Source organism: Pseudomonas fluorescens (assembly GCF_902497855.1).
Classification (GTDB): Bacteria; Pseudomonadota; Gammaproteobacteria; order Pseudomonadales; family Pseudomonadaceae; genus Aquipseudomonas; species Aquipseudomonas fluorescens_BI.
Genome location: NZ_CABVHU010000007.1, coordinates 159,405 through 184,172, shown reverse-complemented (window position 1 = coordinate 184,172; position 24,768 = coordinate 159,405). Strand labels below are relative to the sequence as shown.

Annotated in this window: 22 protein-coding genes and 1 pseudogene; 17 read left to right on the top strand and 6 right to left on the bottom strand. The window is 59.9% G+C overall.

The window, feature by feature from the left end:
* Nucleotides 1-138 precede the first annotated feature (138 nt).
* The 8 genes and pseudogenes from F8N96_RS16100 to F8N96_RS16060 all read left to right on the top strand — a co-directional run.
* Nucleotides 139-420: pseudogene (locus F8N96_RS16100) on the top strand (gamma-glutamyl-gamma-aminobutyrate hydrolase family protein); the annotation flags it as partial.
* A gap of 135 nt (nucleotides 421-555) precedes the next feature.
* Nucleotides 556-1,914, top strand: a complete 1,359-nt coding sequence (locus F8N96_RS16095) for a glutamine synthetase family protein (protein WP_150798630.1) — start codon at nucleotides 556-558, stop codon at nucleotides 1,912-1,914.
* Nucleotides 1,915-1,974: 60 nt separating this feature from the next.
* Nucleotides 1,975-3,339, top strand: a complete 1,365-nt coding sequence (locus F8N96_RS16090; protein ID WP_150798629.1) for an aspartate aminotransferase family protein — start codon at nucleotides 1,975-1,977, stop codon at nucleotides 3,337-3,339.
* Nucleotides 3,340-3,534: 195 nt separating this feature from the next.
* Entirely contained in the window at nucleotides 3,535-4,632 is a 1,098-nt protein-coding gene (locus F8N96_RS16085) for a polyamine ABC transporter substrate-binding protein (protein WP_150798741.1), read from the top strand.
* A gap of 257 nt (nucleotides 4,633-4,889) precedes the next feature.
* The gene (locus F8N96_RS16075; protein WP_150798627.1) at nucleotides 4,890-5,987 is read left to right on the top strand and encodes a polyamine ABC transporter substrate-binding protein; all 1,098 of its coding nucleotides are present in this window, start codon (nucleotides 4,890-4,892) and stop codon (nucleotides 5,985-5,987) included.
* A 73-nt stretch (nucleotides 5,988-6,060) separates the two neighbouring features.
* Nucleotides 6,061-7,203: an ABC transporter ATP-binding protein gene (locus F8N96_RS16070; protein WP_150784370.1), complete on the top strand. Its 1,143-nt coding sequence runs from the start codon at nucleotides 6,061-6,063 to the stop codon at nucleotides 7,201-7,203.
* Nucleotides 7,200-8,120, top strand: a complete 921-nt coding sequence (locus F8N96_RS16065; RefSeq protein WP_150798626.1) for an ABC transporter permease subunit — start codon at nucleotides 7,200-7,202, stop codon at nucleotides 8,118-8,120. The genes F8N96_RS16070 and F8N96_RS16065 overlap by 4 nt, the downstream gene beginning before the upstream one ends.
* A complete protein-coding gene (locus F8N96_RS16060; protein ID WP_128870578.1) occupies nucleotides 8,117-9,010 on the top strand; it encodes an ABC transporter permease subunit in 894 nt (297 codons plus the stop codon). Before F8N96_RS16065 ends, F8N96_RS16060 begins: the two co-directional genes overlap by 4 nt.
* Nucleotides 9,011-9,152: 142 nt before the next feature.
* On the opposite strand, the gene F8N96_RS16055 is transcribed toward F8N96_RS16060, so the two are convergent.
* The gene (locus F8N96_RS16055; RefSeq protein WP_150798625.1) at nucleotides 9,153-9,794 is read right to left on the bottom strand and encodes an HD domain-containing protein; all 642 of its coding nucleotides are present in this window, start codon (nucleotides 9,792-9,794) and stop codon (nucleotides 9,153-9,155) included.
* Nucleotides 9,795-10,077: 283 nt separating this feature from the next.
* Between F8N96_RS16055 and F8N96_RS16045 the strand changes: the two genes are divergently transcribed.
* Nucleotides 10,078-11,043 carry a GlxA family transcriptional regulator gene (locus F8N96_RS16045; protein WP_150798623.1) on the top strand — a complete coding sequence of 322 codons (966 nt, stop codon included), beginning with the start codon at nucleotides 10,078-10,080 and terminating at the stop codon, nucleotides 11,041-11,043.
* A gap of 261 nt (nucleotides 11,044-11,304) precedes the next feature.
* Here the strand turns inward: F8N96_RS16045 and F8N96_RS16040 are convergent, their stop codons facing one another.
* Nucleotides 11,305-13,716: a penicillin acylase family protein gene (locus F8N96_RS16040; protein ID WP_150798622.1), complete on the bottom strand. Its 2,412-nt coding sequence runs from the start codon at nucleotides 13,714-13,716 to the stop codon at nucleotides 11,305-11,307.
* Nucleotides 13,717-13,827: 111 nt separating this feature from the next.
* Entirely contained in the window at nucleotides 13,828-14,409 is a 582-nt protein-coding gene (locus tag F8N96_RS16035) for a DUF6436 domain-containing protein (protein WP_150798621.1), read from the bottom strand.
* Between the two features lie 97 nt (nucleotides 14,410-14,506).
* On the opposite strand from F8N96_RS16035, the gene F8N96_RS16030 reads away from it, so the two are divergent.
* Nucleotides 14,507-15,454, top strand: coding sequence for an alpha/beta hydrolase (locus F8N96_RS16030; RefSeq protein ID WP_150798620.1), 948 nt, complete (start codon nucleotides 14,507-14,509; stop codon nucleotides 15,452-15,454).
* A gap of 132 nt (nucleotides 15,455-15,586) precedes the next feature.
* Here F8N96_RS16030 and F8N96_RS16025 read toward each other — a convergent pair whose 3' ends face one another.
* Nucleotides 15,587-16,339 carry a DUF2059 domain-containing protein gene (locus F8N96_RS16025; RefSeq protein WP_150798619.1) on the bottom strand — a complete coding sequence of 251 codons (753 nt, stop codon included), beginning with the start codon at nucleotides 16,337-16,339 and terminating at the stop codon, nucleotides 15,587-15,589.
* A gap of 108 nt (nucleotides 16,340-16,447) precedes the next feature.
* On the opposite strand from F8N96_RS16025, the gene F8N96_RS16020 reads away from it, so the two are divergent.
* Nucleotides 16,448-17,080: a 2OG-Fe(II) oxygenase gene (locus F8N96_RS16020; protein WP_150798618.1), complete on the top strand. Its 633-nt coding sequence runs from the start codon at nucleotides 16,448-16,450 to the stop codon at nucleotides 17,078-17,080.
* 2 nt (nucleotides 17,081-17,082) lie between these two features.
* Nucleotides 17,083-17,562: a DUF523 domain-containing protein gene (locus F8N96_RS16015; RefSeq protein ID WP_150798617.1), complete on the top strand. Its 480-nt coding sequence runs from the start codon at nucleotides 17,083-17,085 to the stop codon at nucleotides 17,560-17,562.
* Between the two features lie 126 nt (nucleotides 17,563-17,688).
* On the opposite strand, the gene F8N96_RS16010 is transcribed toward F8N96_RS16015, so the two are convergent.
* Nucleotides 17,689-18,276, bottom strand: a complete 588-nt coding sequence (locus F8N96_RS16010; protein WP_150798616.1) for a transporter substrate-binding domain-containing protein — start codon at nucleotides 18,274-18,276, stop codon at nucleotides 17,689-17,691.
* A 135-nt stretch (nucleotides 18,277-18,411) separates the two neighbouring features.
* On the opposite strand from F8N96_RS16010, the gene F8N96_RS16005 reads away from it, so the two are divergent.
* Nucleotides 18,412-18,837: a DUF4399 domain-containing protein gene (locus F8N96_RS16005; protein ID WP_046045167.1), complete on the top strand. Its 426-nt coding sequence runs from the start codon at nucleotides 18,412-18,414 to the stop codon at nucleotides 18,835-18,837.
* A 63-nt stretch (nucleotides 18,838-18,900) separates the two neighbouring features.
* On the opposite strand, the gene serA is transcribed toward F8N96_RS16005, so the two are convergent.
* Nucleotides 18,901-20,130: a phosphoglycerate dehydrogenase gene (gene serA, locus F8N96_RS16000; protein WP_150798615.1), complete on the bottom strand. Its 1,230-nt coding sequence runs from the start codon at nucleotides 20,128-20,130 to the stop codon at nucleotides 18,901-18,903.
* Between the two features lie 204 nt (nucleotides 20,131-20,334).
* Between serA and F8N96_RS15995 the strand changes: the two genes are divergently transcribed.
* From F8N96_RS15995 to F8N96_RS15980, 4 genes are all read left to right on the top strand, one after another.
* A complete protein-coding gene (locus tag F8N96_RS15995) occupies nucleotides 20,335-21,729 on the top strand; it encodes an FAD-binding oxidoreductase (RefSeq protein WP_150798614.1) in 1,395 nt (464 codons plus the stop codon).
* Nucleotides 21,730-21,767: 38 nt separating this feature from the next.
* Nucleotides 21,768-22,433, top strand: coding sequence for a fumarylacetoacetate hydrolase family protein (locus tag F8N96_RS15990; protein WP_150798613.1), 666 nt, complete (start codon nucleotides 21,768-21,770; stop codon nucleotides 22,431-22,433).
* Between the two features lie 254 nt (nucleotides 22,434-22,687).
* Nucleotides 22,688-23,617, top strand: a complete 930-nt coding sequence (locus F8N96_RS15985) for an SdiA-regulated domain-containing protein (protein WP_150798612.1) — start codon at nucleotides 22,688-22,690, stop codon at nucleotides 23,615-23,617.
* Between the two features lie 157 nt (nucleotides 23,618-23,774).
* On the top strand, nucleotides 23,775-24,692 hold the full coding sequence (locus F8N96_RS15980) for an SdiA-regulated domain-containing protein (RefSeq protein WP_150798611.1): 918 nt from the start codon (nucleotides 23,775-23,777) through the stop codon (nucleotides 24,690-24,692).
* The last annotated feature ends 76 nt before the right edge of the window (nucleotides 24,693-24,768 follow it).

Below are 24,768 nucleotides of genomic sequence, written 5' to 3'. Positions count from 1 at the left end.
GCTTTTATGCCTTTGAGCACTTTGCCGTCCGCGCGCTTGAGCGGGCCGTGTTGTATTTTTTACGGGGGTGTTGTGTAAAAAAATGAACAAGGCTAAGCTCGATTCAAACCCATAACAGCAATAATACCGGGGTGCTTCATGTCTCGCCTGCCGTTAATCGGCGTCACCTTCTGCTCCGGGCAGAACGGTCTGCATGCTTATCACATCAGTGGCGACACGTACGTCCACGCCGCGGCCTTGGCGGCCAAGGGCATGCTGGCGAGCTTTCCATCCCTGGCGGTTTTGCCGGTCCCGTCCGATATTCTGGACGGCCTGGACGACATTCTGTTTACCGGCTCTCTTTCTAATATAGAACCCTTTCGCGCTGGCGGCCCGGCCAATGTGTCGGGTCCTGCTCATGATTCTGCACGCCCCCCTACGCGCTCGTTGCCCACGACATTGTCGAGGCGGGCCTTTGTGCGCGGCCCTTGCAGTGGCAATCTGTACCAAGCGACGCCGATGCGTCAAACAACGCCTGACTTATAAGAGTCAGGAAACTCAGCCTAAGAGGCATTTATGAGTCACAACCTCGACCAGCTCACCGATTGGTTGAAAGACCACAAGATCACAGAAGTCGAATGCATGATCGCCGACTTGACCGGGATCACCCGGGGCAAGATTTCGCCGACCAACAAGTTCATTGCCGAAAAAGGCATGCGCCTGCCCGAGAGCGTTCTGTTGCAGACCGTGACCGGCGACTATGTCGAAGACGACATCTATTACGAACTGCTCGACCCGGCCGACATCGACATGATCTGCCGGCCGGACGCCAATGCGGTGTTTCTGGTGCCTTGGGCCATCGAGCCGACCGCCCAGGTGATCCACGACACCTACGACAAGCAAGGCAACCCGATCGAGCTGTCGCCGCGCAACGTGCTCAAGAAGGTCCTGAAACTCTACGCCGACCACGGTTGGCAGCCGATCGTGGCGCCGGAAATGGAGTTCTACCTGACCAAGCGCAGCGAGGACCCGGACTATCCGCTGCAACCGCCGATTGGCCGTTCCGGTCGCCCGGAAACCGGTCGCCAGTCGTTCTCCATCGAGGCGGCGAACGAGTTCGATCCGCTGTTCGAAGACGTTTACGACTGGTGCGAACTGCAGGAGCTGGACCTCGACACGCTGATCCACGAGGACGGCACGGCGCAGATGGAAATCAACTTCCGTCACGGCGATGCCCTGTCCCTGGCCGACCAGATCCTGGTGTTCAAGCGCACCATGCGCGAGGCCGCACTCAAGCATGACGTGGCGGCCACTTTCATGGCCAAACCGATGACCGGCGAGCCGGGCAGCGCGATGCACTTGCACCAGAGCATCATCGACATCGAGACAGGCAAAAACGTCTTCTCCAATGCAGACGGGACCATGAGCCAGCTGTTCCTGAACCACATCGGTGGCTTGCAGAAACTGATTCCCGAGTTGTTGCCGCTGTTCGCCCCGAACGTCAACTCGTTCCGCCGCTTCCTGCCGGACACCTCGGCGCCGGTGAACGTGGAGTGGGGCGAAGAGAACCGCACCGTGGGCTTGCGGGTTCCGGATGCCGGGCCGCAGAACCGCCGCGTGGAAAACCGCCTGCCGGGCGCCGACGCCAACCCGTACCTGGCCATCGCCGCGAGCCTGCTCTGCGGTTACATCGGCATGGTTGAAGGCCTGAACCCGAGTGCGCCGGTGGTGGGGCGCGGCTATGAACGCCGCAACCTGCGCCTGCCACTGACCATCGAAGACGCGCTGGAACGCATGGAAAACAGCGAGACCATCGAGAAATACCTGGGCAAGAAATTCATCACTGGCTACGTCGCGGTCAAGCGGGCCGAGCATGAAAACTTCAAGCGCGTGATCAGTTCCTGGGAGCGGGAATTCCTGCTCTTTGCCGTCTGATGCGCCGGGCGCGGCGGGAAATTGCCGCGCCCTTCACTATAAAATCTTAGGAGAGTTCGCATGACCAGCAACAACCCGCAAACCCGTGAATGGCAAACCCTGAGCAACGATCATCACCTGGCCCCGTTCAGCGATTTCAAGCAGCTGAAAGAAAAAGGCCCGCGGATCATCACCAGCGCCAAGGGCGTTTACCTCTGGGACAGCGAAGGCAACAAGATTCTCGACGGCATGGCCGGCCTGTGGTGCGTAGCGATCGGCTACGGTCGCGACGAACTGGCCGATGCCGCCAGCAAGCAGATGCGCGAACTGCCTTATTACAACCTGTTCTTCCAGACCGCTCACCCGCCGGTGTTGGAACTGGCCAAGGCCATCGCCGATATCGCCCCTGAAGGCATGAATCATGTGTTCTTCACCGGTTCCGGTTCCGAAGGCAACGACACCATGTTGCGTATGGTCCGTCACTATTGGGCGATCAAGGGCCAACCGAAGAAGAAAGTCATCATCAGCCGCAAGAACGGCTATCACGGTTCCACCGTGGCCGGCGCGAGCCTGGGTGGCATGACGTACATGCACGAACAGGGCGACTTGCCGATCCCGGGCATCGTCCACATCGCCCAGCCTTACTGGTTCGGTGAAGGTGGTGACATGACGCCGGACGAGTTCGGTATCTGGGCAGCCAATCAGCTGGAAGAGAAGATTCTGGAAGTGGGCGTCGACAACGTCGGGGCCTTCATTGCCGAGCCGATCCAGGGTGCCGGCGGCGTGATCATTCCGCCAGACACCTACTGGCCGCGCATCAAGGAAATTCTCGCCAAGTACGACATCCTGTTCGTGGCGGACGAAGTGATCTGTGGTTTTGGCCGCACCGGTGAGTGGTTCGGCACCGATTTCTACGGCCTCAGGCCCGACATGATGACCATCGCCAAAGGCCTGACGTCCGGCTACATCCCGATGGGTGGCCTGATCGTGCGTGACGAAGTGGTCGAGGTGCTCAACGAAGGCGGCGATTTCAACCACGGCTTCACCTATTCCGGGCATCCGGTGGCCGCTGCGGTGGCCCTGGAAAACATCCGCATCCTGCGCGAAGAAAAAATTGTCGAGCGCGTTCATGCCGAAACGGCACCCTATTTGCAGAAACGTCTGCGGGAACTGAGCGATCACCCGTTGGTGGGGGAAGTGCGCGGTGTCGGTCTGTTGGGGGCCATCGAACTGGTTCAGGACAAAGCCACTCGCAAACGTTACGAGGGCAAGGGCGTTGGCATGATCTGCCGCACGTTCTGTTTCGAAAACGGCCTGATCATGCGCGCAGTGGGCGACACCATGATCATCGCTCCGCCCCTGGTGATTACACCGGCTGAAATCGATGAGCTGGTAACAAAGGCACGCAAGTGTCTGGACCTGACCCTGAGTGCGTTGCAGGGCTAAGTGCTAGGCTCTGAGCGGGGTGTGACGTGTGCACTTCGCTCAGTGCAAACAAAGGATGGGCCTTTCCTTGAAAGCCTGCCTTGGATCTTGCCAGACTACCGCTCGTGCGGATGCACGGGAAAGGCCGCCCGCTCTTGGTTAACAAGAACGTGGCTAAAAAGAAAAATTGGAGCATTACCCATGAAGGCATTAGGTATGAAGATCGCTGGCAAGACCCTCCTCGCCATGTCCCTGATGGGCGTGATGGCAGGCGCAGTTCAGGCGGATGACAAGGTTCTTCACGTATACAACTGGTCCGATTACATCGCACCGGATACCGTCAAGAAGTTCGAAGCCGAGTCGGGGATCAAGGTTGTCTACGACGTATTCGACAGTAACGAAACCCTGGAAGCCAAGTTGCTGGCAGGCAAGTCCGGCTACGACATCGTCGTACCGTCGAACAACTTCCTGGCCAAGCAGATCAAGGCTGGCGTTTACCAGAAGCTGGACAAGTCCAAGCTGCCCAACTGGAAGAACCTGAACACTGACCTGCTTAAAGCGGTCTCGGTGAGTGACCCGGGCAACGAACACGCCTTCCCTTACATGTGGGGTTCGATCGGTATCGGCTTCAACGCCGAGAAGGTCAAGGCGGCACTGGGCGCCGATGCGCCGACCAATTCCTGGGACTTGCTGTTCAAACCTGAAAACGCCGCGAAGTTGAAGTCGTGCGGTATCAGTTTCCTCGATTCGCCCACCGAGATGATTCCGGTGGCGTTGCACTACCTGGGCTATCCAACCGACAGCCAGGACAAAAAACAATTGGCTGAAGCAGAAGCGTTGTTCCTGAAGATTCGTCCTTCGGTAGGCTACTTCCACTCGTCCAAGTACATCTCCGACCTGGCCAACGGCAACATCTGCGTCGCCGTCGGTTACTCGGGTGACATCTACCAGGCCAAGGCTCGCGCGGCTGAAGCCGGTGACAAGGTAAAGGTCAGCTACAACATTCCGAAAGAAGGTGCGGGCAGCTTCTATGACATGGTCGCCATCCCTAAAGATGCCGAAAACGTCGAAGGCGCCTACAAGTTCATGACCTTCCTGCAGAAGCCGGAAATCATGGCTGAAATCACCAACGCCGTGCGCTTCCCGAACGGTAACGCAGCGGCCACCGCATTGGTCGATAAAGACATTACTGCAGACCCGGGCATCTACCCGCCGGCCGACGTGCTGGCCAAGCTGTACGCGATTGCCGACTTGCCGGCCGCGACCCAGCGGATCCTGACTCGCAGCTGGACCAAGATCAAATCCGGTAAGTAAGTAACCCTCTGTAGGAGCAGCCGGCCGACGCTCGGTTGCTCGCGAAAAAAATCGCAACGCCGCTGGGTGTCAGGCACCACGCGTTATCGTTGACGACCATCGCGAGCAAGCTCGCTCCTACAAGGTCGTATTTGTATAAAAGTTTTGCTGGAACGGTTTTTCGAGGGTAAGTTGCGCGCCGGTTTTGTTGCCGGGCAGCCACGGCTGTCATGTAACGCGGGGCAACTTGGGCCCAACTCATTTTAGAGGACCTGCACTTGCCTATTTTTTCTTTGCTGCGCAATGCCCTGCTGGTCGGCGCCGGACTGACGATTGCCGTCGGTGCCCAGGCTGCCGGCACCGTGCATATTTATAACTGGTCTGACTACATCGGCGAGACCACCCTGGTCGACTTCCAGAAAGAGACCGGGATCAAGCCGGTCTACGACGTGTTCGACTCCAACGAAACCCTGGAAGGCAAGTTGCTGGCCGGGCGTACCGGGTATGACGTGGTCGTGCCGTCCAACCACTTCCTCGGCAAGCAGATCAAGGCCGGCGCGTTCCAGAAACTCGACAAGAAGCAGCTGACCAACTATTCCAACCTCGACCCGGTGCTGCTCAAGCGCCTGGAGGAGAACGATCCGGGCAACCAGTACGCCGTGCCGTATCTGTGGGGCACCAACGGCATCGGCTACAACGTTGACAAGGTCAAGGCGGTGCTGGGCCTGGACAAGATCGACTCCTGGGATGTGGTGTTCGAGCCGGAAAACATCAAGAAACTGCACAGCTGCGGCGTAGCGTTTCTCGATTCCGCCGATGAAATGATGCCCACCGTCCTCAACTACATGGGCCTCAACGCCAACAGCACCAACCCCGAAGATTACAAAAAGGCCGAAGCCAAGTTGCTCGCGGTGCGACCTTACGTGACCTATTTCCACTCTTCCAAATACATCGCGGACCTGGCTAACGGCGATATTTGCGTGGCCATCGGTTTTTCCGGCGACATGATCCAGGCCAAGGCCCGGGCGGCTGAAGCCGGCAAAGGCATGAACATCGCCTACTCGATTCCCAAGGAAGGCGGCGCGCTGTGGTTCGACATGTTGGCAATCCCCAAGGATGCGGCCAACGTGAAGGAAGCCCACGCGTTCATCAACTATTTGCTGAAACCGGAGGTGATCGCCCAGGTCAGCGATTATGTCGGCTACGCCAACCCGAACCCCGGGTCGGACACCTTGATGGAGCAGTCGATTCGCACCGACGAGTCGGTTTATCCACCGCAGGCAGTCCTCGACAAGACTTATGTGTCCATCGAGTTGCCAGCAAAAATTCAACGTTTGATGACCCGCAGCTGGACCAAGGTCAAGTCGGGTAAATAGCTTCAAGGCTCAAACTATCCAAGGTTGGCTCACCTTGAGCGAACTGCACTCTTTTTTTCTGGGAGTTTCGTAAATGGCAGTTGCCTCCGGCGCCTATAAGAAAGCCCTCGAGGGCGACCAGTCACCTAAACAGGTGCTGGTCAAAATCGACCGGGTCACGAAGAAGTTCGACGAGACGATTGCCGTGGACGATGTGTCCCTGGAAATCAAGAAAGGCGAAATATTCGCCCTGCTCGGCGGTTCGGGATCGGGCAAATCGACCTTGCTGCGCATGCTCGCAGGTTTCGAACGGCCCACGGAGGGGCGCATTTTCCTCGATGGCGTCGACATCACCGACATGCCGCCCTACGAGCGGCCGATCAACATGATGTTCCAGTCCTACGCCTTGTTCCCGCACATGACCGTGGCGCAGAACATCGCCTTTGGCCTCAAGCAGGACAAACTCCCCGCCGCGGAAGTCGACGCGCGCGTGGCCGACATGCTCAAGCTGGTGCAGATGAGCCAGTACGCCAAGCGCAAGCCGCATCAGTTGTCCGGTGGCCAGCGTCAACGGGTAGCCCTGGCGCGCTCCCTGGCCAAGCGACCGAAGCTGTTGCTGCTCGACGAACCCATGGGCGCGCTGGACAAGAAGCTGCGTTCGCAAATGCAGCTGGAGCTGGTCGAGATCATCGAGCGGGTCGGCGTGACCTGCGTCATGGTGACCCACGACCAGGAAGAGGCCATGACCATGGCCGAGCGCATCGCGATCATGCACCTGGGCTGGATCGCCCAGATTGGCAGCCCGATCGACATCTACGAAACCCCGACCAGCCGCCTGGTCTGCGAGTTCATCGGCAACGTCAACATCTTCGACGGTGAAGTGGTGGACGACGCCGAAGGCCATGCGCTGATCACCTGCAAGGATCTGGACCGCAACATCTACGTCGGTCACGGCATCAGCACCTCGGTGCAGGACAAGTCGGTCACCTACGCGATCCGTCCGGAAAAGTTGCTGGTGACACCGACCATGCCGACCTGCGAATACAACTGGTCCAGCGGCAAGGTGCACGACATCGCCTACCTGGGCGGTCACTCGGTGTTCCACGTCGAGTTGCCGAGCGGCAAGATCGTCCAGTCTTTCGTCGCCAACGCCGAGCGCCGTGGCCAACGCCCAACCTGGGGTGACCAGGTTTACGTGTATTGGGAAGACGACAGCGGCGTGGTACTTCGCTCATGAACATGCGCAAATTCAAACGCCGCCTCAATCGAATAATTCCCGGTGGCCGCCAGTTGGTCATCGGGGTTCCCTTCATCTGGCTGTTCCTGTTCTTCATGCTGCCGTTCTTCATCGTGTTGAAGATCAGCTTTGCCGAAGCCGACGTGGCCATTCCGCCGTACACCGAGATCTACAGCTACCTCGACCAAAAGCTGCAGTTGCTGCTTAACCTGGGCAACTACGCGATGCTGGCCGACGACGAGTTGTACATCGCCGCTTACCTCGGCTCGTTGAAGATGGCGCTGATCAGTACCGTCCTCTGTCTGCTGATCGGTTACCCGATGGCCTACGCCATTGCCAGTGCCCGCAAAGAGATGCAAACGGTGCTGGTGCTGCTGATCATGATGCCGACCTGGACCGCGATCCTGATCCGCGTTTATGCGTGGATGGGCATCCTCAGCAACAACGGTCTGCTCAATGGCTTCCTGATGACCATGGGCTGGATCGACGAACCGCTGCAGATCCTCAATACCAACCTCGCCGTGTACATCGGTGTGGTGTATTCGTACCTGCCCTTCATGATCCTGCCGCTCTATGCCAACCTGGTGAAACATGACAACAGCCTGCTGGAGGCCGCGTCCGACCTGGGTTCGAGTACCTTCAACAGCTTCTGGAAAATCACCATTCCGCTGTCCAAGAACGGTATCGTCGCCGGCTGCATGCTGGTGTTCATCCCGGTCGTGGGCGAGTTCGTGATCCCGGAACTGCTCGGCGGTCCGGAAACCCTGATGATCGGTAAAGTGCTGTGGCAAGAGTTCTTCAACAACCGTGACTGGCCGGTAGCGTCTGCCCTGGCGGTGGTCATGCTGGCGATCCTGATTGTGCCCATCATCCTGTTCAACCGTAGCCAGGCCAAAGAAATGGAGGGCAAGGAATGAAGCGCTTCCGTTTCTCAAGTTTCATGCTGATAGCGGGCTTGCTGTTCATCTACGCGCCGATGCTGATCCTGGTGATCTACTCGTTCAACGCCTCGAAACTGGTGACAGTCTGGGGCGGTTGGTCGATCAAGTGGTATGTCGGGTTGATGGACAACACCCAACTGATGGGCTCGGTGGTGCGCTCGCTGGAAATCGCCTGCTACACGGCGGTGGCGGCGGTGGCACTGGGTACGCTGGCGGCGTTCGTGCTGACCCGTATCACCCATTTCAAGGGGCGTACGCTGTTCGGCGGCCTGGTCACCGCGCCGTTGGTGATGCCGGAAGTGATCACCGGTCTGTCGCTGTTGCTGCTGTTCGTGGCGATGGCGCAGATGATCGGTTGGCCGCAGGAGCGCGGCATCGTCACCATCTGGATCGCCCACACCACGTTCTGTGCGGCGTACGTGGCGGTGGTGGTGTCGGCGCGCTTGCGTGAGCTGGACCTGTCCATCGAAGAGGCGGCGATGGATCTCGGGGCGCGGCCGTGGAAGGTGTTCTTCCTGATCACCATCCCGATGATCGCGCCATCGTTGGGGGCGGGCGGCATGATGTCCTTCGCCCTGTCGCTGGATGACCTGGTGTTGGCCAGCTTCGTCTCGGGTCCGGGGTCGACCACCTTGCCGATGGAAGTGTTCTCGGCGGTGCGCCTGGGGGTCAAACCGGAGATCAACGCCGTGGCCAGCCTGATTCTGCTGGCGGTCTCGCTGATGACGTTCCTGGTCTGGTTCTTCAGCCGCCGTGCCGAAGAAAGTCGCAAGCGGGCGATCCAGCAGGCGATCGAGGAAGGCGCTGCCGACTCCTGGAGACAACCGGACGCACGTCGCGCACAGCAGGCGCCGGAAGCGGTTTGAGCCTGATGTCGGGTTGACCACCCTGGTGTGGCCAACCCGATCCCCTGTAGGAGCTGGCTTGCCAGCGAAGAGGCCCTTCCAGCCGACATCAATGTTGGCTGACAGGACGCCTTCGCTGGCAAGCCAGCTCCTACACAGGGTTCTAGGCGACCCAAGGCGACTTGCGGATAACCTCGACAAAATTCATCGGCCTGAACCCCGGCTCACTGTCCACCAGCACATCCGCATTCACGGTCCCGAACGTGGTGTCCGGCTTGTGTTTGAAGCCATTGGCAAAGGCACACAAGATGCACTCCTTGAATCCTTCACCCCGTGGATGCGCATGCACCACCGCCTCACGCTGCGCAGTCGGGAACGCGGCATAGTCGATACCCAGCACATCCATTTCAACCCCCGCCGTGACCAGCGCCACGTTGGGACGCAGATGTTGCGGCACGCCCGGCGTGGTGTGCAGGGCAATCGACAACCACACCTGCTCGATATCGTCGTCCGACAAACCGTAAGGCTGCAGAAATGCTGTGGCGGCGTTGGCGCTGTCGACTTCAAAGCGCTCGTCGTCCGTGCGATGACCTTCCACCAGCCCCAGGTCATGGAACATCGCGCCGACGTACAGCAACTCGGGGTTGTAGGCCAGTTGCTTGCGTTCGCCGCTCAGTGCGCCGAATAGAAACACCCGGCGCGAGTGGTGATACAGCAGATCCGACTCGACGTCGCGAATGTATTCGGTGGTGGCCTTGGCCAGGGCGCTGTCGGGGATTTTGATACCGGCGATGGTGCTGCTCATGGGGGATTTCCTCGTGCGGAACGCCGTGGCGGCGCTGATGGATCAAGTCTGTTCCGGGACCCCGAGCCGGACAATCGATCCATGGCTGCGATCCTTGCCAATCAACAGCCATATCGCGCCAACCTCGCTTGTTGCACGCGGGTTGGCTGTAGGAGCAAGCTTGCTCGCGATGGACGTTAACGATGACCGGGGCTGCCTGGATGAACGCGGTGCCCTGATGTCCTTCGCGAGCAAGCTTGCTCCTACAGGTGTGCGGTGCAATCCATAGAAGGCGATTCACGTCATGACTAAAACCATTGCCATCGTGGTCTTCGCCGGCGTCCAGTCCCTGGACGTCACCGGCCCCATGGATGTGTTCTGCGAAGCCAATCGTTTCCTGGCGCCGCAAGATCACTATCGCCTGGAAGTGATCGGCGTCGAGCGCGGGGTAATCGCCTGTTCCAACGGATTGTCGCTCAATGCCCATCGGCATTTCAGCGAGGCGCAGCAGGCCTATGACTTGCTGCTGGTGGCCGGTGGGCCGCAGTTGCCGTTCATGAATTTCGGCGTGGCATTCGATGCCTGGCTGCGTGATGCCAGCGCGTCGGCGCAGCGTTTTGGCTCGATCTGCAACGGCGCCTTCATCCTCGCCCGGGCCGGTTTGCTTGATGGAAGAACGGTGACCACCCACTGGGGCGATGCGGCGGCACTCGCTGCGTTATGCCCTGCGACCCGGGTCGAACCCGATCGCCTGTACGTGCAGGATGGCAAGCTGTACACCTCGGCCGGGGTCACGGCGGGGATCGATTTGTCGTTGTTCCTGTTGGGTCGGGACCATGGGCCGGAAGTGGCCCTGAGCGTGGCCAAGCGGCTGGTGGTATTCACCCAGCGCTCGGGTGGGCAATCGCAGTTCAGCCCGTTCCTCACACCTCATGCCGAACCGACCTCGGCGGTGGCGCTGGTCCAGCATTACGTGCTGGCCAATCTCACCGGCGACCTGACGATTGCCGACCTGGCCAACGCCGCCAACATGAGCGCCCGCAACTTTTCGCGGGTGTTTGCCAGGGAGGCGAAAGTCACCCCGGCGGAATTCGTCGAACGGGCGCGGGTGGATGCGGCGCGGGTATTGCTCGAGAGCACACATTCGCCGCTCAAGACCGTGGCCTATCAATGCGGCTTTCGCGATGCCCAGCATATGCGCAGTGTGTTCAACCGCCGGCTTGGGGTGACACCGCAACAGTTCAGGCTGAATTTTGCGACGATGGTGTGAGCTGACAATTGATTGCCTGTCAGGGCCGCTTCGCGAGCAGGCTCGCTCCCACATTTTGATCTGCAGTGAACACTGAAATCGTACGCACCGCCGATCCCCTGTAGGAGCTGGCTTGCCAGCGAAGGCGTCAGCCCGGACAACAAAAATCTCTTGCGAAGCCCGCTCCCACAAGGTTTAGGTGGGTAATCAGGAATGATTCACACCACAAATCCCTGTGGGAGCGAGCTTGCTCGCGAAGACGTCAGCCCGCACAACAAAAAACTATTGCGCAGCCCGCGCCGGCAGCAGCTTCAATGTGCTACGCGTATTGGCACTGACTTCTTCGTCGTTGATGTACGCCTGGTAGTAAACCCCTTCGATATGCGCCTCCGCCTGGTCATCAAAATGCCTGTCAAACGGCACGCCACTCTGACCGACCGGGTTGACGGTCAGGCTATGGGCCGGGTCGGCGAAGTCGATCAGGCGCCGGGTCGACGGCCCATAGGTCACCGGCCACGGTGCCGGGCCGATCTTGGAGGAGAGGTTGTTCGGCACTTCATGCGCGCCGGGAGCGGCGAACGGGCCGACGTTGAAGACCCGGTCCAGCGGTTTCTGCTGCCCCAGTGGATGGCCATGGGTCAGGGTGTGCGCCTTGCCCCACTGCCATTGCGCGACATCCGCACCCAAGGTGGTCTTGAGGTGCGCGAGGCTCGCTTGCCAGGCTACCTTGACCGTATCGGCGCGGGTTTCCTTGCCCAAGGTGTTGCGGTTGTCCCACCACGGCGAATCAGCGTTTGCCGCCAGGCGCGGCAATGCAGCGTCGATCACTCGGGTCGAGAGCAGCGTTTCGAAGAAATCATTGCCCAGTTCATCGTGCATCGACGCGTCAGCCAGGTTGAACAGGAACTGGTTGAACAGCGTGGCGCTGGTGGAGTCGAGCGGATAATCACCTGTCCACCGGGCCAGTTGCTCCACCAGTTTGAGTTCGGCCGGATCGCTCACCACTTCGCGCAGTACCGGCAACAACGGTGCCAGCAAGCGTGGTCCATAGGCAGTGGTCGTACCCAGCTGCAGCTTCTGGCTGGCGGCCAGGTCCCACTTGATGCTTTTGTCGCTGAGCTGGCGATTGAGCTGCTGACCGCGATCGGCAGGGTTGTAATAACCGGGAATCTCCATCCCGGTGGGCGATGTCGGCTGGAAGTTGGCCGAGACGATATAGCCGCGTGCCGGGTTCTCTTCCTGCGGGTTGGCACTGAACGGGTGGAAGCCTTCCTTGTCCGCTTCCGCGGTACTGCCGTCGAGGATGAACCACGGCCGCACACCCGCCGGACGTTTCGGCAACTGCGCCGCCGCCCACCAGCCGATATCGCCCCTGGCATTGGCCCAGACGATGTTCAGGCCCGGCGCCTGGACCTTGGCGGCGGCACTGCGTGCCTTGGCCAGGGTGTCGGCGCGGTTGAGCTGGTAGAAGCCCTCGAGGATCGGATTCTGGCTTTCGAGAAAGCCCCACCACATGGCGATCGGCGTCTTGCCGACGCTGTTGCCCAGTGCATCGTTGACGATCGGACCGTGGGGCGACTGACGCAGCACCAACGTCACCGGCGCCTGGCCCTTGACCGCGATCTGCTGTTCGCTGCTCACCATGTCGACCCACTTGCCGCGATACCACACCTGATTCGGGTTCTGCGGATTGACCTTCTCGGCGATCAGATCAAGGTCGTCGTTCTGAAACATGGTGATGCTCCAGCCGAAGTCGCGGTTCATCCCGAGGGAGGCGAACGGCATCAGTGCCTGGTAGTGACCGTAGAGCTCGAAGCCCGGCGCCGATAGCTGCGCTTCGTACCACACCGACGGCGCGGAAAAGCGGATATGCGGATCACCGGCCAACAGCGGCTTGCCACTCTGGGTACGACTGCCGGAGACCACCCAGGCGTTGCTGCCCTCGAACTGCGGCAGACCGTTGTCGGCCAGTGCCTGTTCGCTGAGACGGGCGAGGGCGTTGAGATCTTTCCAGTCGGCGCTGGCCAGGGACGGTACGGCGCCGCCGGGCGTCTTCGCCAGCACGCCTTTGGGCTGCCACTCGAGATCGAAGACGTTGAGGTAGTTGGCCCCCAACTGATCGCGCACGTAAGTCAGCAAGGGCTCGGTGCGAAACGCCGCGGCAAAACTGTAGGCCATGTAACCGGCGATGCTGATGGTGTCCTGGGCGGTGAACGGACGCTTGGCGATACCCAGTACATCGAACTCCACGGGTTTTGCATGGCTGTCCTGATACTGGTTGATGCCGTCCAGATAGGCTTGCATGGCGATGAAGGCCGGGGACTGTTGGTCCATGTTCGCCAGATAGGTTTCGGCCCGTTCGCGGATGCGCAGACTGCGCATCAGCTTGTCGGTATCGAGCAATTTGGGACCCAGCACCTCGGCCAGTTCCCCGCGAGCGAGGCGGCGCAGGACTTCCATTTGAAACAGCCGATCCTGGGCGTGCACGTACCCGAGGGCGCGGTACAGGTCGGGTTCGTTTTCCGCGCGGATGTGCGGGATACCGCGCTCGTCGTAGCGCACGGTGACCGAACCTTTCAGGTGTTGCAGTTCGACCATGCCCTGGCGTGTCGGCTGCTTGCTGTACACGTACCAGCCAGCGCCCGCGGCGAGCGCGACAATCAGCAGGGCGAGGGCGGTCAGGCTACGTTTCATGGTGATTCCTTGTTGTTATGAGTGGCAGCAGTTCCCTGGCGCCACTGTTTAACACGGCTCGGCGAATCGGCCCATCGCCCTTAGGAGGGATTCGTATTGCGGGGTTTTTCCCTACTTCGTTTGATCGACAGGCCACGGGCAGTAACAACCCACGGCCAACGTGTGGGTGGCATTTACTGTCCGGCCCTGGTTCAACGCCTGCAGGATCGGCTCGATAAAACTGTTACTGGAATTGCAGGTCAGGCCTTCGCTGTACGGGCCGAAATACGCCAGCTTGCCGCTGCGATCCCAGATCGCCACGGCCGGGCTGGCGGGGATCTGTTCCGAGCCGGGGAGGATGTCGATGGCTTTCAGGCTGCTCAAGGTGCTCGGCAACTGGCCGTGGCTGCCGGGCTTTTGTACCGCGTAGAACTCCACGCCCTGGGGGCCATACTGCTCGACCAGTTCGCCAAGGTGTTGTTGATTGCCGACATTGCATGGGCAGGCCGGGTCCCAGAAGTGCACCAGGCGGATGGCGCCGGGGCCGGCGAGGTTGGCGGGCAGGCGCAAGGGGTCGCCGGAAAACACGGCGGTGTGCGAACTGAACGCGCGCAGGTAGCGTCCCTGAAACCAGTCATAAGCGGCCCAAAGCACTCCGGCACACACGAGGGCGAGCAGGCAGGCAAGCAGTGGGGCGCGGTAGGGCGAACGCATGGGTTTCAATCCTCGAAGGTCGCCCAGCTTGCCATGCTTGCCGCGACAGATGAATATCGCAGGCCCATAAACGCCGTTTCATGCGCTGGAATCGTCCATGTCTGCCACTTTCGACCCCGATCATCTGCGTGCCAGTCTGCAGCCACTGGCTGAGGCGCGGCCGCTCTCGGTGGAAGCGTTGGCCTACCAGCGTTTCTACGGGCTCGATTTTCCGGGGCGAGACCTGCGCAGCGGCCTGGGTCGTTTCGAGGTGGATGGTTATGAGGTGGTCTGCCAGTTCTGGTGGCCGCAGCAGGCCAGGGCGACGCTGTTTTTGTTCCACGGTTTTTATGATCACACCGGGCTCTACCGACATGTGATCGAGTGGGCGCTGGACCAGGGGTTTGCCGTGATTGCCTGCGACTTGCCAGGGCATGGCCTGTCCAGCGGTGAACGCGCGAGCATCAAGGATTTCGCCGAATATCAGGACACGCTGCAAGGCTTGTTCGTCGAGGCGCGCGCTCTCGATCTGCCCCAGCCTTGGCACCTGTGCGGGCAAAGCACTGGTGGTGCGATCGTTATCGACCATGTGCTCAACGCGGGGGCGAGCAGTCCGGCGCAAGGGCAGGTGATCCTGCTGTCGCCATTAGTGCGGCCACGGGCCTGGGGCTGGTCGCAAGTGAGTTATTACTTGCTCAAGCCTTTTGTCAAAGCCATCGCCCGACGCTTCAGCGAGAACTCCAACGACCCGGATTTCTTGCCGTTTTTACAGGCTGATCCGTTGCAGCCGCTGCGTTTGCCCACCGCCTGGGTCGGTGCGTTGGCGCGGTGGATCAAGCGTATCGAAGCCGCGCCTGGCAGCACGCGGCGGCCGCTGATTGTGCAGGGGCAGGCGGATATGACGGTGGATTGGCAGCATAACCTTGCCGTGTTGAAGGCCAAGTTCGATCGGCCGCAGGTGCTGATGCTGCCGCAGGCGCGGCATCATCTGGCGAATGAGACGCTGGCGTTGCGGGGGGAGTATTTCGGGTTTTTGAGCAAGCGGATCAAGGGTCGGAATCTTTAGCGTCAGTTGTGGCCCCTTCGCGAGCAAGCCCGCTCCCACATTGGATCTGCAGCGAACACTGATTTTGTGTACGACAGCGCTCAAATGTGGGAGCGGGCTTGCTCGCGAAGAGGCCCTTGCAGGCACCAGAGATTACTGGCGAAGCGTGGAAGTATCCTGCCCCACCGCCAAGCCCGCCCGAATCGCCGCCAACGCCGCCCGGTAATAAGCCTGGCCTTCTGCCGACTCGGCAAAGGTGGCGAATTCCTCCAGTTCGTTATCCGACAGATCACGGTAGACATACAGCAGCGTGTTATTCAAATCGCTGCCGATCTGGTCCATCAGGCGCTGGCGCTGCCCGTTCAACATGCCTTGCGCCTGACCGCCACCGAGCAGGCCGGGGATCATCGAGCTCAGGCTGTCGGCCGCGACACCGGCAATCGCCAGGCTGACTTCGGCGCCTGCCTCGCGCGCGGGCAGGGCCTGGGCCAGGTGGCCGATGATCAGCAGGCGGCTGTCACTGGCCTGCATCTTCGGTAAACCCTTGGCGTTTTTTGCCAGTTGGTCGCGACGGGTCGCCAGCAGTTCGGCGGCAACGATTTTTTTGCCCAGGGGGGACTGGAAAAACGTCAGCGCCGGTTTCGGATCGGCGAGGGTCTTGCGCAGTTGTGCTTCGGCGCGCTGGTCCACGGCCTTGGGGGCAAAGCGTTGATTGCTGTTGTTGACCAGCGCCTGGAATACCGCCGGCGGCAGGCTGTTCTGGTAGCGCTGTTGAGCGGCGGAAAGAGCGTCGTTGAAATGCGCGCGTTGTTCTGGCCAGCCGGCGACCTTGTACAACTGGTCGTGGCCGTCTGCCCAGGCGGGCATAACGCAGAACATCAGCAGTGAGAAAAGCAAACGACGCATAGGGGCTCCTGTCGGCAGGCGACTATTCTCCGTGGGGCATGGGTACTTGTCGAGAATTCGTATCAACCCGCTGCGCGGCTCTGTCGGATTTTCAGGCACAGGAATACTATGCGCGCCATGCAAATATCCTCTGATCACCCGCTGCTGTTACGTATCGTCGACGACCTGGCCGAGCACGGCTGGTCGCAGCAGAATGTTTTCCTGCCTCTGGGTCTGACCCGGGAACTGGCGGCCGAGTGCCGTAAACGTGCAGCCGAGGGTGAACTGGCCCCGGCCGCCGTGGGCCGCGGGCCGACATCGGAGGTTCGCGAGGGGATTCGCGGCGACCATATCCAGTGGATCGAGCCGGGGCAGGCGCTGGCTTGCGACAGTTATCTGATGCTGATGGACAGCCTGCGCGAGGCGATGAATCGCGGTTTGTACCTGGGCCTGGAAGATTTCGAAAGCCATTTTGCCCTGTATCCGCCCGGTGCTTTCTACCTCAAGCACCTCGACCGCTTCCGCGACGACGACCGGCGCATGGTCTCGGCGGTGGTTTACCTCAATGACGACTGGCTGCCCGAGCACGGCGGTCAGCTGCGCATGTACCTGGATGAGGGGGGCGAATACGATGTGGTGCCTGTCGGCGGATGCCTGGTGGTATTCCTGTCGGGTGAGGTGCCGCACGAAGTCCTGCCCGCGATGCGCGAGCGCCTGTCGTTGACCGGCTGGTTCCGGCGTCGCGGTAACGAGCCGTTCTGATCATGCAGAAAATTCTGGTAAGCCGTTGCCTGCTGGGTCACCGCGTACGTTACGACGGCGGGGCCAGCGGGCCGTTCGATCAGCTCCAGCAGTGGCTCGACGAAGGACGGGTCGTGCCGTTGTGCCCGGAGGTGGCCGGCGGGTTGCCGACGCCCAGGGCGGCAGCAGAAATTCCGGGCGGGCAGGGGGGTGAGGTGCTCGATGGTCATGCGTCGGTGATCACCACCGAGGGCGCGGATGTCAGTGCCGAGTTTCTCTCGGGGGCTTATCAGGCGTTGGAACTGGTGCAAAAGCACGGCATCCGCGTCGCCGTGCTCAAGGCCAATAGCCCGTCTTGCGGGAATTTGCTGACCTATGACGGGACCTTCAGTGGGGTGAAGGTCAGCGGTGAAGGTGTGACGGCGGCGTTGCTCAAGCGCCATGGTGTTCAGGTCTTCAGTGAGCTGGAAATGGCTGAAGCGGCCGCCGCGCTGAAAATCTAACGCCTCACACAAAACCCCTGTAGGAGCTGGCTTGCCAGCGAAGGCGGCCTGTCTGCCGACATTTGTGTTGAATTTGATGGCCCCTTCGCTGGCAAGCCAGCTCCTACAGGGGGACCGTCAGTGGCTTCAGGGTTTGGGCGCCATGCTCGTATTCGCCCCAAACCACTTCTGCTCCAGCGCCCCCAATCGCCCATCCGCCTTGATCCGCTGCAATGCATTCTCCAGGCTGGCGTGAAACGCCGGGTTGCCCTTCTGGAACGGAATCGCCAGGCTCACCGCAGGCGCGGCTTTGGGTTTTTCTTCCGTCAGCGACTGCACCAACAGAATCGAGCGCGGTTGCTCGTCTTTCTGCGCGACCAACTGCGCATCCGTGTGAATGTAAGGTGCGCTGAAGTCGAAACGATCCTTGAGATCCGGGGTCACTGCTATGTGGTTGATGGCGACGTCGTACTTGCCGCTTTCGACACCGGCCAGCATGTCGCCGGAATCGGTAATGACGAAGTCGGACCGCACATCCAGTTCCTGGGCCAACAACTGGCCTAATTCGACTTCGAAGCCCGTCAGTTTGCCATCGTTCTTGAAATTAAAGGGTGGTGTATTAGCCTCAAGGGCAATGCGCAATTCGCCACGGTCGTTTACATCGTCAATCAGTTCGGCATGAGCCAAGGGGCTCAAAAGGGGTAGCAGGCAGATCAGGCCAGGCAAAAAACGCATGGTCACTCCTTTGAATTCATTATCGCGATGCTCTGGGTCAGGCTCGCTTTGCTATGGTTGTCGAGAGCCTTCGACAACGAATGGCCGTGAAGTTGTCATGGCCGCACCCATTTTATGGAAAAACTGGAGAAGAGAATGAAAACCTTTATGTCACGAGCAGCATTGGCTGGCCTGTTGATGGGGGCTTCGATGCTGGCAACGGCTGCTACACCGGCGCCCAAAGGTGCAGAAGTGTCCATCGTTTCTCCCGCGGACGGAGCCACGGTTCCGCAAACCGTCGTCGTCAAGTTCGCTGTCGAGAACATTGCGCTGGCCCCTGCGGGTGATGTCACCAAGAACACCGGTCATCACCACTTGCTGATCGATGTCGATGAACTGCCAGCCGCCGGTGCGCCGATCCCCAACGATGCCAACCACCTGCATTTCGGCAAGGCCCAGACCCAGGCTGAAGTAAAGCTGACGCCGGGCAAACACACCTTGCAGCTGGAGCTGGGCGATAGCGGCCACATGCCGTTCGATCCGCCGATCGTGTCGGAGAAAATCACCGTCAACGTCAAGTAACCTTAGTTGCGCCCATGAAAAAGGAGCCCCGAGGGGCTCCTTTTTTTGTCACTCAAGTCACTATCAGAACAGTACACGGCAACGAATGGTGCCGTTGATGTGCTGCAGCTTCTCTTGCGCCATTTCCGAGTAGTCGGCATCGACGTCGATCACGACGTAGCCGACTTTCTCGTTGGTCTGCAGGAACTGACCGGAAATGTTGATGCCGTTTTCGGCGAAGACCTTGTTGATCTCGCTCATCACACCCGGAATGTTTTCGTGGATGTGCAGCAGGCGGTGTTTGCCAGGGTGAGCCGGCAGGGCCACTTCCGGGAAGTTCACCGACGATACCGAGGTACCGTTGTCGCTGTACTTGACCAGTTTTTCTGCCACTTCCAGACCGATGTTGGCTTGCGCTTCAGCGGTGGAACCACCGATGTGCGGGGTCAGGATCACGTTGTCCAGGCCACGCAGCGGGCTTTCGAACTCTTCTTCGTTGGAGCGTGGCTCCACCGGGAACACGTCGATGGCTGCGCCGATCAGGTGCTTGTCCTTGATCGCGTCCGCCAGGGCTTGCAGTTCGACCACGGTGCCGCGAGCGGCGTTGATCAGGATCCCGCCTTTCTTGATGGCGCGGATTTCCTTCTCGCCGATCATCCACTGGGTCGCCGCGGTTTCCGGAACGTGCAGGGTGACGATGTCGGACATGCCCAGCAGTTCCGTCAGGCTCGCCACCTGAGTGGCGTTGCCCAGTGGCAGCTTGGTCACGGTGTCGTAGAAATACACCTGCATCCCCAGGCCTTCGGCCAGGACCGACAGTTGGGTACCGATCGAGCCGTAACCGACGATGCCCAGCTTCTTGCCGCGGATTTCGAAGGAGTTGGCTGCGCTCTTGATCCAGCCGCCACGGTGGCAGGAAGCGTTCTTCTCGGGGATACCGCGCAGCAACAGGATCGCTTCGGCCAGTACCAGCTCGGCAACGGAACGCGTGTTGGAGTACGGCGCGTTGAACACTGCGATCCCGCGTTCGCGCGCTGCGTTCAGGTCAACCTGGTTGGTGCCGATGCAGAAACAGCCGACCGCCACCAGCTTCTTCGCCTGATCAAAGATTTCTTCGGTCAGTTGCGTGCGGGAGCGAATGCCGATGAAGTGAGCATCAGCGATCTTTTCCTTCAGCTGTGCTTCCGGCAGAGAACCGGTGAGGTACTCGATGCTGGTGTAGCCAGCCGACTTGAGAACGTCGACAGCCGATTGGTGGACGCCTTCGAGAAGAAGGAACTTGATCTTGCTCTTATCGAGAGAAGTCTTGCTCATCTGCGTAAACCTGTATCCCGGAGAAAAATGGCAGGAAATAGCCAGCAGACGCTGACCCGGACGGCAAGAAAGCCGTCGCCGCAGAGTTGCCGTTGGGCACTCTCCTGCGGGGTCGGTATGCTAGCATAAGCGCCCCGCTAAACACCCATTCCTGCGACGTGAAGCGTTCTCAGGATGACCATGAATTGTTCGAGAGTTCTGTCGATGACCAATCCTGCCCTGATTGATGAGCTGAAGACCCTGGTTGAGCCTGGCAAGGTGCTGACCGACGCCGACTCCCTGAATGCTTACGGCAAGGACTGGACCAAGCATTTCGCCCCGGCCCCGACAGCCATCGTGTTTCCCAAGACCACCGAGCAGGTTCAGGCCATTGTGCGCTGGGCCAACGGGCACAAGGTGGCACTGGTGCCATCCGGCGGCCGCACCGGGCTGTCCGCCGCTGCCGTGGCGGCCAATGGCGAAGTGGTGGTGTCCTTCGACTACATGAACCAGATCCTCGACGTGAACCTGACCGACCGCACCGCCGTCTGCCAGCCGGGCGTGGTCACCGAACAGTTGCAGAACGTGGCTGAAGAAAAAGGCCTGTACTACCCGGTGGACTTCGCCTCGGCAGGGTCCAGTCAGATTGGCGGCAATATCGGCACCAATGCCGGCGGGATCAAGGTCATTCGCTACGGCATGACCCGCAACTGGGTCGCCGGCATGAAAGTCGTGACCGGCAAGGGCGATCTGCTGGAGCTGAACAAGGACCTGATCAAGAACGCCACCGGCTACGACCTGCGTCAGTTGTTCATTGGTGCTGAAGGCACTCTCGGTTTTGTGGTCGAAGCGACCATGCGCCTGGACCGTGCGCCGAAAAACCTCACGGCCATGGTCCTGGGCACCGCCGATTTCGATTCGATCATGCCGGTGCTGCACGCCTTCCAGAGCAAGCTCGACCTGACCGCGTTCGAATTCTTCTCCGACAAAGCCCTGGCAAAAGTCATGGGCCGTGGTGACGTGCCGGCGCCGTTCGAGTCCGATTGCCCGTTCTACGCACTGCTGGAATTCGAAGCAACCACCGAAGAGGTGGCCAACCTGGCCCTGGAAACCTTCGAGCACTGCGTCGAGCAGGGTTGGGTGCTGGACGGGGTCATGAGCCAGAGCGAAACCCAGCTGCAGAACCTTTGGAAGTTGCGCGAATACATCTCCGAAACCATCTCCCACTGGACGCCGTACAAGAACGACATTTCGGTCACTGTGTCGAAAGTGCCGGCGTTCCTGAAGGAAATCGACGCGATCGTCGGCGAACACTACCCGGACTTCGAGATCGTCTGGTTCGGCCATATCGGCGACGGCAACCTGCATCTGAACATCCTCAAGCCGGAAAATCTGAGCAAGGACGAGTTCTTCGCCAAGTGTGCGACCGTCAACAAGTGGGTGTTCGAGACCGTAGAGAAGTACAACGGCTCGATTTCCGCCGAACATGGCGTGGGCATGACCAAGCGTGATTACCTGACCTACAGTCGCTCACCGGTGGAGATCGAGTACATGAAAGCCGTCAAGGCGGTATTCGACCCGAACGGAATCATGAACCCGGGCAAGATTTTCGCTGTTTGATTCTTCGAACTTTAAGAGCACGAACCAGGAGTCGGTCAATGAGCTATCAGCACCAGTATGTCGACGGTACGCGCATTCACTTCCCATTGGGGAAGGTGGTCTGCATCGGCCGCAACTACGCCGAACACGCCAAGGAACTGGATAACCCGGTGCCTACCGAGCCCTTGCTGTTCATCAAGCCGGGCAGTTGCGTCGTGTCGCTGGAAGGCGGTTTCAGCATTCCGACCGAGCGTGGCTCGGTGCATTACGAAGCGGAAATCGCGGTGTTGATCGGCAAGCCTTTGTCGACCACACCCAACCGTGAAGAAGTGCTCGACGCCATCTCCGGTTTCGCCCCGGCCCTGGATTTGACTCTGCGCGACAAGCAGGCCGAACTTAAGGCCAAGGGTCTGCCTTGGGAGATTGCCAAGTCGTTCGACGGGGCGGCGGTGATTGCACCGTTCGTGTCCGGCAGCACCTTTGCCGACCTGAGCGATATCGGTATTCGCCTGACCATCAACGGCGAAGTGCGCCAGGATGGCAATAGCAAGGACATGCTCAATCCGATCGTGCCGATGATCCAGTACATGGCTGGCTGCTTCTCGCTGCAGGCCGGTGACGTGATCCTCACCGGCACACCGGTGGGCGTTGGTCCGCTGAACGTCGGTGACGAACTGGTGCTGGAATTGCCGGGCGCCAGCAGCTTCACCAGCAGCGTCCGCTAGTCCACGCCAAATGATCATTCCCACGCTCTGCGTGGGAATGCATCCCGTGACGCTCCGCGTCACATCTCGAAGCGGACGCGGAGCGTCCATGGCGGCATTCCCACGCAGAGCGTGGGAACGATTACTGTGTAGGGCTTTCCCGCCATTTTCCGTTTTTTTCACATCTTGTCTGGATAATTCCGGGGCATGCTGCGTCTGAGCCGAGCCCATTTGTGCTATTACCCTTTGCCTGAATTTCTGGAACGTTTTCCTTGATGCCGACCCAATCGCTGCCCACGCTCAAACCTGCCCGCCGCCCGCGCTTTTTCTTGCGCTGGTATTCCTGGCTGTTACTCGTGGCCGCCGCCGCGTACGGCCTCGCATTCGCGATGCATTGGGATGACCGCGGCGTGCTCTGGGTGCAGGAGCGTTTCGAAAGCCCGGCTGAGCGCCAGGAGAGCATCTGGTTGCCGGATTACCGCGCGGTGATCGACGCCAAGTTGCTGCCGGGCATGGAGAAGGACGAGGCTTCGGACCTAACCTACGACCCGCAGACCAAAACCCTGTTTTCGGTCATGGGCAATAAACCGTTCCTGGTCGAGCTGACCTTGCAGGGCGATGTCCTGCGCAAAATCCCCTTGGTGGGCTGGAGCAATCCGGAAGGGGTGACCGCGATGGGCAATGGTCTGCTGGCCATAGTCGATGAACGCAATCACCTGCTCTCTATCGTCAAGGTCGATGCCGATACGCGCGAACTGAATATCGCCGACTTCCCGAAATACGACCTCGGCCCTTCGAAAAACCAGAACAAGGCCTTCGAGGCAATCGCCTGGGATTCGCGCAACCAGCAGTTGTTGCTGGGTGAAGAGCGTCCACCGGCGTTGTTCAGCTGGAAAAGCGATGGCAGCCAGACCCTCACGGGCGACAAGCAGAAAATCGTCAGTGATGAACTGGACATCCGCAACCTGTCGGCCCTGGCCATCGACCCGCGCACCGGCCACACCCTGGTATTGTCCGCCGATTCTCACCTGTTGCTGGAGCTGGACGAAAAGGGCGAGCAGGTCAGCTTCATGACCCTGCTCGGTGGTTTCAATGGTTTGAAGAACACCATTCCGCGCGCTGAAGGCGTCACCATGGATGAGGCAGGCACGCTGTACATGGTGAGCGAACCGAATTTGTTTTACCGCTTCGAAAAGAACAAATAGCGCCCCCCTGGTAGGAGCTGCCGAACGCGGCCCGAGCCTGCGGCAGCTCCTGCGTCGATTGAATGCATAGGTTGTGGTACAAGGCCACTGGCCATTAAGCTTCAATTCAGACTGCCATGGTATTTCATCAGCCTGTCTTGAACCCGAGCCCACTTGAATGCGCCGACTTGCCCGCCCCAAGCCCCTGATTCTCATGTTCCTGGCGATTGCGCTGATCGTGCTGGTTGCGTTCGGCCAGTACCTGCGCCTGTTCGAGCGCGCCTGGTTCAACATGCACACGCTTTGGCAACCGGAGAGCGCGCAGTCCATCGGCCTGGATCGCTATCAGGTCACGCTCGAGGCGCGCGTCATCGAAGGCCTGGACGACGATGTTTCCGCGCTGACGTTCGATCCGGTGCGCAAGAGTCTGTTCACGGTCACCAACCAAAACTCCGAGCTGATCGAACTGTCTCTGGACGGCCGGATTATCCGGCGCGTGGCGCTGGTCGGCTTCGGCGATCCGGAAGCGGTGGAGTTCATCAGTGCCGACACTTACGTGATCACTGACGAGCGTACGCAACGACTGATCAAGATTCACCTGGAAAAGGACACGACGTTCCTCGATGCGCAAGATGCCGAACAGATCACCCTCGGCGTGCACATGAGCGGCAACAAGGGCTTTGAGGGGTTGGCTTATGACTCCGTGGGCAAGCGCCTGTTCGTCGCCAAGGAGCGCGATCCGATGTTGATCTACGAAGTACAGGGTTTCCCGCATTACAACCCGGAAAAGTCCTATGCGGTGCACGTGGTCAACAATCCCAAGCGCGATGCCGGGATGTTCGTGCGGGACCTGTCGAGCCTGCAATACGACGAGCGCAGCGGACACTTGCTGGCGTTGTCCGACGAGTCGCGGCTGATTCTGGAGCTGGATGTGGATGGGCGACCGCTGAGCACCATGTCATTGAGCAAGGGGCGTCAGGGGTTGCGCAAAACCGTGCCGCAAGCGGAAGGGATTGCGATGGATGACGACGGCACTATGTACCTGGTGAGCGAGCCGAACCTGTTCTACGTCTTCAAGCAACCACCACAACCCTGAAGCCCAAACACGCCCCCCCTGTAGGAGCTGGCTTGCCAGCGAAGAGGCCGTCACATTCAACATCTATGTCGACTGT